2 protein-coding genes are annotated in these 1,828 nt (G+C 49.0%); both read right to left on the bottom strand.

Annotated elements, in window-relative coordinates:
- Positions 1-78: 78 nt before the first annotated feature.
- On the bottom strand, positions 79-1,326 hold the full coding sequence (gene ltrA / locus AWB54_RS14905) for a group II intron reverse transcriptase/maturase (RefSeq protein ID WP_061215389.1): 1,248 nt from the start codon (positions 1,324-1,326) through the stop codon (positions 79-81).
- 211 nt (positions 1,327-1,537) lie between these two features.
- Positions 1,538-1,681, bottom strand: coding sequence for a hypothetical protein (locus AWB54_RS16015; RefSeq protein WP_160328968.1), 144 nt, complete (start codon positions 1,679-1,681; stop codon positions 1,538-1,540).
- Positions 1,682-1,828: the final 147 nt, after the last annotated feature.

Below are 1,828 nucleotides of genomic sequence, written 5' to 3'. Positions count from 1 at the left end.
AGGTAAGTAGCCCGGGGGAATCTCACCCCCAGGCCCTCTCAGAACCGGACGTGAACCTCTCAGCTCATCCGGCTCCCATTATCCAGCCGCAGGACGAATCCCCATTTGCCAATGTGCGAACAACTTCGGTTCTCGTCTGGCAATCTGACCAAGCCAATAAGTAGCCCGCCGCTTGTGTGTAGCGAATTTCTTGTACTTTCGTTGCACCCAACGAACTAAAGCCCAGTCCATGTGCCTGAGTACAGAGTACAATTCCGATTTGTAAAAGCGCCCATAGTAATTAATCCAGCCTCTGATTACCGGATTGAACATATGCGATAAGTCTTCTATTGTCTTGTCCGGTTTCAGATGCATGCGCCAATCATGAATGGTTTGACGCATGGCCTTTTTCGCTTTGTTGCTAACTGCCGGGGTAAAGTTGACAAAATATTTTCCGTACTTATTTTTGGACCTGCGTGGTCGGAATGTATATCCCAGAAAATCAAACTTGGTTTCCGGGTATTCTTCCCGCCGGTCGTCATCTTTGCAGTAGACAATGCGGGTCTTTGTCGGATGGAGTTCCAATCCACATTCCGCAAACCGCTCTTTTAAACTATCATGTAGTTTCTCCGCATTCTCCTTGCTGCGGCAATGTGTTACAGCATCATCCGCATAACGGGCAAATGGCTTGTCGGAATGATTCCGGGCCATCCACATATCAAACGCATAGTGGAGAAACAGGTTGGCTAGAACCGGACTGATGACGCCTCCTTGCGGAGTGCCTTTGGTCCGTTCCTTGACGGTGCCATCTGGCATCTGAAAAGGTGCTTTGAGCCATCTCTGAATGTAGAGTATAACCCATGGATTATCGGTATGCTTACGGACCGCCTTTATCAACAAATCATGGTCGATGTTGTCAAACAGACCTTTGATATCGAACTCCAGCACCCAGTCATACCTCCAGCATCGCTGACGGGTAACGGCAAGCGCATCAGTTGCCGATTTTCCAGGCCGGTATCCATAAGAGTCCGGATGGAAATATGGCTCTACTTGCGGCTCAAAATATATTTTGGCCACCATCTGCGCTACCCTGTCTGCCACAGTGGGCACTCCAAGTATTCTTTTCCCCCCGGTTTTCTTGGGTATTTCCACCGCTTTTACAGGCGGGGGGAAATAGCTGCCAGAAGACATTCGGTTCCAAATCTTGTAGAGATTGTTCCTCAAGTTCGTTTCGAATGCTTCCAAACTTTCATCGTCTATTCCGGCTGCTCCCTTGTTCGCTTTTACTCGTTGGTATGCTTCCATTACTACATGTTTAGAGATTTCATACGACTTTGTTTTGTCCATTGGTTCCTCCCTTTTGGTTGACCATTTTTCAAAACTGGATAACACAACCCCTTCGCTCCCCTCCCATTACAAGAGCTTCATCACTACTACGGGTTATTCCGCCCCTATACTTCGCATCGGTACTCTCCTCCTTGTGGTTCTTCCACTTGGATTTCTCCCTTAACATCGAAGTCGTAGGTTCCCACGTTCCACACAGAAGCCTGTGCTATGTTCACGCCGCCTTCATGCCGGTCACCATCTGGTCAGTAAACAGGTTTCTTCCAGACTTATCCCAGGTTAACGACCTCCCCCTGGTTTTGATGACATCCTTACGCTTTCGACACTTTATCAGCGATTCACTGGTGTTCGTCTCCATAGCACTCACCTGACGAAGTCTAGCCTCGCCTTTTCCTTAACGCTCACTACCGTGGCTTTTGACCAAAGCAGCTTAAGGTGGTTTGAAGCCTCCACCTGTATGGCGGCTTCGAGGGGCCCTCCCTCATCTTCTGTGCAGCATGGCTGC

It is taken from the genome of Syntrophomonas wolfei subsp. methylbutyratica, from assembly GCF_001570625.1.
GTDB lineage: Bacteria > Bacillota > Syntrophomonadia > Syntrophomonadales > Syntrophomonadaceae > Syntrophomonas > Syntrophomonas methylbutyratica.
Note: the sequence above shows the minus strand (reverse complement) of the source record. Positions and strands in the feature narration are given on the sequence as shown.